Raw genomic sequence first — 7,930 nt, 5'->3', positions numbered from 1 at the left:
ATTCCCAATCATGAGTTTTATTCATTTTGTTTCAGATGATATGCAATCCATCTCCAAAGGTTTAAGCACATTTGGAGCAGAAATAATAAAGTTAAAAGAAGTAGTAGAGTGTGCAAAAAGAGAAAATGGATTTATAGCTTTAGATGAGTTTGCAAGAGGCACTAATCCAAAAGAAGGTTACTACCTTATGAAAGCTCTATCCATATACTTGTCTAAATTTAAGTCGGTAAGCCTTATATCAACTCATTATGATGGAGTGGTTCAGGAGAATATGGAGCATTATCAAGTTATAGGACTTAAGAATGTTGATTTTAATTCCTTAAAGTATAAGATAGATTTAAATAAAACGCATTCTGTTGAAATTATACAAGAGCATATGGAATATAAGTTAGAGAAGGTTTCAAAAGAAAATAAAGTGCCAAAAGATGCACTTAATATAGCCGTATTACTAGGACTTGAAAATGGGATAGTAGATATAGCAAAAAGTTTCTATAATGAGGAGGAATAAAATGGAAAGCAAATTAAATTTAAACTGGGATGTCGTTGCAAAAGCAAGACAATCGGCTAAAAACATAGCAAAAGACACTCAAGAATTTATTGACATACATACTACAGTAACGGTGGAAAGAACCGTTTGTAGACTTTTAGGTATTGATGGGGTAGATGATGTAGGAGTACCAATTCCTAATGTAGTAGTTGACAACATTAAAAATGGTAATGGATTAGCACTTGGAGCTTCAATGTTTATAGGAAATGCTATGGTTGAAACTGGTCTTTCGCCACAAGAAATTGCGGATAAAGTAGCAAAGGGTGAAATAGATCTAACCAAAATTCCTATGCATGAAGAATTTGAAATTAAAATTGCTGTTGATAAAGTAGCTAAAACTATGGTTGCTAAAATTAAAGAAAATAGAGGCGTGAGAGAATCATACCTTGAAAAATTTGGCGATAAGAGTGGGCCATATCTTTATGTAATAGTTGCAACAGGTAACATTCATGAAGATATAACGCAAGCAAGAGCAGCTGCAAAGCAAGGCGCAGATATAATTGCAGTAATAAGAAGCACAGGACAGAGCCTACTTGACTTCGTTCCATACGGAGCGACAACAGAAGGTACTGGAGGAACACTAGCAACACAAGAAAACTTCAGACTAATGAGAGCAGCCCTAGATGAAGTTGGTGAGGGCCTTGGAAGATATATAAGACTTTGCAATTATTGCTCAGGATTATGTATGCCTGAAATAGCTGCTATGGGAGCAATAGAAAGATTAGACGTAATGCTTAATGACGCTCTATACGGAATTCTTTTTAGGGATATTAACATGCAAAGAACTATAGTTGACCAATATTTCTCAAGAATAATCAATGGATTTGCTGGAGTTATCATAAACACTGGAGAAGATAACTACTTAACTACATCAGATGCAGTAGAAGAAGCTCATACTGTACTAGCATCTCAATTTATAAATGAACAATTCGCATTAGTTGCTGGATTACCAGAAGAACAAATGGGACTTGGTCATGCATTTGAAATAAGCCCAGAATTTGAAAACGGATTTTTATATGAATTAGCTCAAGCACAAATGGCAAGAGAAATCTTCCCTAAAGCACCACTCAAATATATGCCTCCGACTAAGTTTATGACTGGTGATATATTTAAAGGACAAGTACAAGATGCTTTATTCAACATGGTTACTATCATGACAGGACAAAAATTGCATCTTCTTGGAATGCTTACAGAAGCAATACACACTCCATTTATGTCAGATAGAGCGTTATCAATAGACAATGCTCAATATATATTTAGAACTATGAAGGATTTAGGATCAGAAATTACCTTCAAAAAAGGCGGCATAATGGAAACAAGAGTGGATGAAGTATTAAATAAGGCAGCAGATTTGATTGGAGAAATTGAAAAAGAAGGGTTATTTAGTACAATACAGCAAGGGAAGTTTGCAGGAATTAAAAGACCATTTAATGGTGGTAAGGGTCTTGCAGGAGTTGTAGAAAAAGAAAAAGCATACTTTAACCCATTTATAGATTTAATGTTAGGGGGTAAATAAATTATGAGCGAAGGACAATATTCATTAGAAGTTAAAGAGTATGACCAAAATCTAGATTTAACAAAGATTAAACCATATGGTGATACTATGAATGATGGTAAGGTTCAAGTTAGCTTTACTCTTCCTGTAGAAGATAATGAAAGAGGAGTAGAGGCAGCAATTCAACTTGCTAAATCTATGGGACTTAAAGATCCAAACTGTGCTCATCATGCATCTTTAGATAAAGAATTCTCTTTTTATGTTGTTTATGGTTCATTATCGCATTCTGTAAACTATGAAGAGATTCATGTTCAAACCGTAGAGTGTGATGTAATGGATATGAAAGAAGTTGGAGAGTATATAAAAGAAAACATTAAACGTGATGTTGTAATAATTGGAGCTAGTACAGGGACAGATGCTCATACGGTTGGTATAGATGCTGTAATGAACATGAAGGGATTTGCAGGACACTATGGTCTTGAGAGATACCCTATGATAGAAGCTTTAAACCTCGGAAGTCAAGTTGAGAATGAGGAATTTATCAAAAAAGCTATAGAACTTAAAGCAGATGTTCTTCTAGTTTCTCAAACAGTAACTCAAAAGGATGTACACATTAAAAATCTTACTAATCTAGTAGAATTATTAGAAGCAGAAGGAATCAGAGATAAAGTTGTGTTAATATGTGGGGGTCCAAGAATAACTCATGAACTTGCTAAAGAGCTTGGATACGATGCAGGTTTCGGACCTGGTAAATTTGCTGGTGACATAGCAAGTTTTGCTATTACAGAAATGGTTGAGAGAGGTCTCGTTTAACAACGTTTCTAAATTCAATTAGAACACACTAAAAATAATAAGGGAGTGTCCCAAAATAGGAAGTAATTTCTATAGAGGGGCAACTCTTTTTTTTATGTAAAAAATAAAAAAGCACTAAAAATCAATCATCAATAGAGTGATGGACTTTTAGTGCTTTTTTTAGAATCAATAAGAGAAAGGGGGTGCTTCATTGATTCATTTTAACCATATGATAACCTCCCCTTAGAATTATCCGAGGAACATTAATCCTAGTCCAATAATAACGCCTGAATATAATAAATCAATTATACAAAAGCCCATTACATCTTTGGCACCAAGTCCAGCAATTCCAAGAGCGGGTAATGCCCAGAAAGGTTGAATCATGTTAGTCCATGCATCTCCCCAAGAAATAGCCATAGCAGTTTTTGCAGCAGGTATACCGAGTGCTGCACCAGCTGGCATCATAATAGGAGCTTGAACTGCCCATTGACCACCACCAGATGGTACAAAGAAGTTAACAAGTCCTGCACTTAAGAAAGTGAATAGTGGGAAGGTATACTGATTAGATATATTAACAAAAGAAGTAGAAATAGCACCTGCAAGAGAAACCCCTGCAACGCTTGTACCTACCATCATACCCATGATACCTGCGTAGAATGGAAATTGAAGTATGATTCCAGCAGTTCCTTTAGCCGCGTTTGTAATTGCGTTAACAAATTTTATAGGAGTTCCATGAAGAGCAATTCCGAGGAATAAGAAAATAGTATTAACAATGTTTAAATCAAGGCTACCACCATTAACAAAATAATAAATAATAAAGCTAAATCCCATAATGACTAATAATATTGAGATAAGATGGCTATTCTCAAGTTTATCAGCAGGGGTCATATTTTCTTTAGATAGTATAACTTCTGGTTCTTCCACCAAAAGCTTCGGATTTATTGTAACAGTATTTTCTTTATCCGGGTGCATAGCTTTATTTATAAGAGGTAATGTTACTAAAAGTACAGCTAATATAAGTAGGTTATAACCTGAAAATATTGTAGTACTGGTTGGAATAGGGGAAGTAACAGCACCGGCAGTGGCTTTTACTACTGCTTCCCCACCTCCAGCAACTACTAGTGGTATAGAACCAGAAAGACCAGCATGCCATACTAAAAAGCCTGAATAAGCAGAAGCTATTAAAAGTCTATAATCTACACCTTTCACTTCTTTAGCGAGTTCTTTCGCAAAAATAGCTCCGATTACTAGTCCAAAACCCCAGTTAATCCAGCAAGCTATAGTAGAAATAACTGTAACAAGAACAATTGCTTGGGTTGGCGATTTAGGTATTTTTGCAAGAGTTTTAAGACCTTTTTTAAACGATGGCGCATTGGCAAGTGCATGGCCTGTAACCAATACTAATGCCATTTGCATTGAAAAAGCCAGTAATGTCCACAAACCTTTGCTCCAGTGAATAGTCATAGCTAATGGTCCCTGGCCAGTAACTATCATTCCTAAAATTAACACAATGAAGGTTAGGATTACAGCAAATATGAATGGGTCTGGTAAGTACTTTTGAACAAGATTAACACAACCATTTGTAAATTTTTTAAACATTTTGACTCGTCTCCTTTTTATAGGTAAATTAAAATAAATATTTGTCAATCTTTGACTTGCTATTTATTTTAATGTGCCATAATTTAATTTTAGCTTTTGAAAAAGCACATAGCATAAGTTACAGACAATATGTTAGTATTCGAATATATTAAAAAAGACTTATACAAGCTTAATATTCGAAGGTTGATAATAAAAAATTATATGAATATAAAATTTGAATCATTACTTCAAATTGACATTTTAATTTAAGCTATAATTTAAATTGTAATGTGCCTACTCTCATATTGTTATTCGATATTAAGGGGTAAATTCCTGCTAGTTTGTGAAAAAAATATTAATATATATTATTTCTTTTAGCTGCCTTATTTAAACCTGTAACATTAATGAGCTAATTTTATAGAATGGTAGTATAAGAAATTTTAGGAGGGCAAATTTGCAAACCATAAAAATAGGCTCAAGAGGGCCAGCGGTAATGGAGATACAATCACTACTTAATAAATTAGGTTATGATGCGGGGGCGATAGACGGAATTTATGGACCTAAAACTGCAGCAGCTGTTCGGAAGTTCCAAAGGTATTTTGGATTATCACCAACAGGTGTAGTAAACGATGATACTTATAAGCTTATGAATTCATTCTTAAGAGGTTATGATACTTATAGAATTAGACCCGGTGATACCCTATATTTTATAGCGAGGAGATACTACACAACTGTTGCAAGTATAATCACGGCTAACCCTAAAATTAACCCTAATAATTTGCAAGTAGGACAGGTGATTATAGTTCCCTATTCACTAGATGTGGTTTATACAAATATTGATTACACTTATGATATTATGAAAAAAGATTTAGAAGGATTAAAGGCTAGGTATCCATTTATTGAGGTAGCTAGTGCAGGGAAGAGTGAGCTAGGAAAAGAGCTCTATTATGTGAAACTAGGGAATGGACCTAATAAAGTTTTTTATAATGGAACTCATCATGCTATTGAATGGATAACTGCTGTGCTTTTAATGAAGTTTATTGAAAACTTTTCTAAAGCCTATGCAACGGGCAAAAGTATAGAAGGCTCTAATGCCCTTGACATATGGAATAAAAGTACTATATACGTAATGCCCATGGTAAACCCAGATGGGGTTGACTTAGTGCTTAATGGGCTAGATAAGAGCAACCCTTACTATAATGATTTAATTAAGTGGAATAATAGAAGTTTAGATTTTTCTAAAGATTGGAGTGCTAACATCCGTGGTGTAGACCTTAATCATAATTATGATGCTATGTGGCAAAAATCAAAGGATGCAGAGGAAAGCTATGGAGTATATGGACCGGGACCCACAAGATATTCGGGTACCGCACCAGAATCAGAATCAGAATCTAGAGCTGTGGCAGACTTCACTAGAAAACTTGATTTTAGATTAGTAATAGCTTATCACACTCAAGGGGAAGTAATATATTGGGATTACCAAAACTTGGCTAGCTTGGAAGCTAGAAAGATAGGAGAGATATTTTCAAGGCTAAGTGGTTATGAATTAGCAGAAACTACTGGAATTACAAGTTATTCCGGATACAAGGATTGGTTTATTGAAAAATATAGAAAACCTGGTTATACAATTGAAGTTGGCCTTGGAGTAAATCCTCTTCCAATAAGTCAGTTTAATAAGATATATAGCGACAACATTAAAGTGTTATTAGAAGGGGCAATAGTTTAATTATTCATAAATACTAAAAATGATTAAGAGTTTTTTCTTATATTATGCTATAACGAAAAGTATATATTGCTAAAATGCGTTCACTTCGCCAATTAATTCTAAAAATTATTTTATCTGCATCCGCTAAAAAAGCAAATTCGCTTCCTCTTAGTATTCCTCATGGGCACACAACAATTCTCAATTGTTGTGTCGCTCAAACATGCTTTTTTCTTTACGCAGCTGCAAACAAAATAATTTTGAATTACTAAGGCTTGTACGATACATTCTGCGCAATTTATACTTTTGTTAGCATAATCTAAGAAAATTACCAATACCTATTATTTTTCAAAATAAAAGATCCTAAGGCTCCTACATAAATCACCCTAGTTGATTTCATAGACCACCTCCGTCACATCTATGAGAAATTTAAAAGATTTATTATAATCCATCTCTTTACAAGTGGCAGAAGCAATAGTAAACTTATATAAAATAAATCAAATAATAGAAGGGGGGGGTCAAGATGATAGGAGTACTAGTCAACACAGCTACCGTTATCATAGGCAGTTTTGTCGGCTTGCTGTGTAAGGAAGGAATACCTAAAAAATATACTGATGCAGTCATGCTTGGCATAGGACTATGCGCCATTTACATTGGAATAGCAGGAGCACTAAAAGGCGAAAATACTCTGGTTCTTATCATTTCCATTGTCATTGGATCCATCATAGGGACATGGCTGGATATTGACAGGCAAGTAAACGCTTTAGGCGCGTGGATTGGAACACATTTCAAGAAATCTTCCGATAACTCCGCAACGGTTGCCGAGGGGTTTGTTACAGGTTGTCTTTTGTTTTGTATTGGTGCCATGACGATCGTAGGCTCGCTGAATTCAGGGCTAACTGGAGACAACGAGATGCTTTTTACAAAATCACTGCTCGATTTGATATCATCGGCAATGTTATCTATAAGTCTTGGCATTGGTGTTTTATTTTCCGCCGCTTTCGTTTTTGTATTTGAGGGTTCAATTGTTCTGCTAGCACATTTTCTACAGCCAATTCTCACAAACGCCGCCATTGCGGAAATCACCTGTGCGGGCTCAATTATGATCATAGCACTTGGTATGAATATCGTAGGCATTACCAAAATAAAGGTGGCAAATTATCTTCCCGCAATCATTATTGTTCCAATTCTTTGCTGGATAGTAACACTGATATAGGTAAGAAGTAGAATAATGAAAGTTCAGATTTTTCATTTTTATACCTGAAAATATAACGCTTATATCTTATTTTACATAGTAACTAAAGATACAGGCGTTATATTAATTTTGACATTGATAAGGACTATTTCTTCGAATTTAATGAAAAGGTGAATTATAATTTGAGTTTCTCTGGTGTTTGTGCTCTCATATTTATGATAAGACCACATTTTGTACATACCTCGGCACTCACTTCTGATCCTTTCATAATTTTGAAAAATGCGGCAACAGGATACAGTTTTGCATTAATATCAAGTTTAGTCTGTGCAATTTTTTCACAACCACATTCTGGACATTTCTTTTGACGTTCCATTAATATACCCTCCTGAAATATTAATTCTTATAAAATATTAATATTCAGAGAAATTAATTATTATAACAAAATTGAAATAGATTACCATTGTGGCGCAGTTTGAATAAGCCAAGAAAGTTGACATTTAGTCACTAATCTTTCCAAATCCATCAAAATTAATATCTTCCAAAAATACATTTTCTTTTTTAGCTTCATCTTTTGAACGATACACCATAAAATCTAGTGAATTTTTGAGATTTGTGATAAGT

The 7,930-nt window shown here is 34.4% G+C and carries 6 protein-coding genes and 1 pseudogene; 5 read left to right on the top strand and 2 right to left on the bottom strand.

Annotated elements, in window-relative coordinates:
• The 3 genes and pseudogenes from JJE11_RS10235 to JJE11_RS10225 form a co-directional block, all read left to right on the top strand.
• A pseudogene (locus tag JJE11_RS10235) lies at positions 1 to 508 on the top strand (hypothetical protein); the annotation flags it as partial.
• 1 nt (position 509) lies between these two features.
• Positions 510 to 2,063 (top strand): lysine 5,6-aminomutase subunit alpha, encoded by a 1,554-nt coding sequence (locus JJE11_RS10230; RefSeq protein ID WP_291635208.1) that lies wholly within the window; start codon positions 510 to 512, stop codon positions 2,061 to 2,063.
• A 3-nt stretch (positions 2,064 to 2,066) separates the two neighbouring features.
• Entirely contained in the window at positions 2,067 to 2,855 is a 789-nt protein-coding gene (locus tag JJE11_RS10225) for an OAM dimerization domain-containing protein (protein ID WP_291635205.1), read from the top strand.
• A 228-nt stretch (positions 2,856 to 3,083) separates the two neighbouring features.
• On the opposite strand, the gene JJE11_RS10220 is transcribed toward JJE11_RS10225, so the two are convergent.
• Positions 3,084 to 4,433, bottom strand: a complete 1,350-nt coding sequence (locus JJE11_RS10220) for a TIGR00366 family protein (RefSeq protein WP_291635204.1) — start codon at positions 4,431 to 4,433, stop codon at positions 3,084 to 3,086.
• A 433-nt stretch (positions 4,434 to 4,866) separates the two neighbouring features.
• Between JJE11_RS10220 and JJE11_RS10215 the strand changes: the two genes are divergently transcribed.
• Together JJE11_RS10215 and JJE11_RS10210 are read left to right on the top strand one after the other, a co-directional pair.
• On the top strand, positions 4,867 to 6,138 hold the full coding sequence (locus JJE11_RS10215; protein ID WP_291635202.1) for a M14 family metallopeptidase: 1,272 nt from the start codon (positions 4,867 to 4,869) through the stop codon (positions 6,136 to 6,138).
• Between the two features lie 499 nt (positions 6,139 to 6,637).
• Positions 6,638 to 7,330, top strand: a complete 693-nt coding sequence (locus JJE11_RS10210) for a DUF554 domain-containing protein (RefSeq protein ID WP_291635199.1) — start codon at positions 6,638 to 6,640, stop codon at positions 7,328 to 7,330.
• Positions 7,331 to 7,484: 154 nt separating this feature from the next.
• Here the strand turns inward: JJE11_RS10210 and JJE11_RS10205 are convergent, their stop codons facing one another.
• Positions 7,485 to 7,682 (bottom strand): transcription initiation factor TFIIIB, encoded by a 198-nt coding sequence (locus JJE11_RS10205; RefSeq protein ID WP_291635198.1) that lies wholly within the window; start codon positions 7,680 to 7,682, stop codon positions 7,485 to 7,487.
• Positions 7,683 to 7,930: the final 248 nt, after the last annotated feature.

The organism is Clostridium sp. (assembly GCF_016650095.1).
Taxonomy (GTDB): domain Bacteria; phylum Bacillota; class Clostridia; order Clostridiales; family Clostridiaceae; genus Clostridium_AD.
The sequence above is the reverse complement of the archived record's forward strand: the minus strand, read 5'-3'. Positions and strand labels throughout refer to the sequence as shown.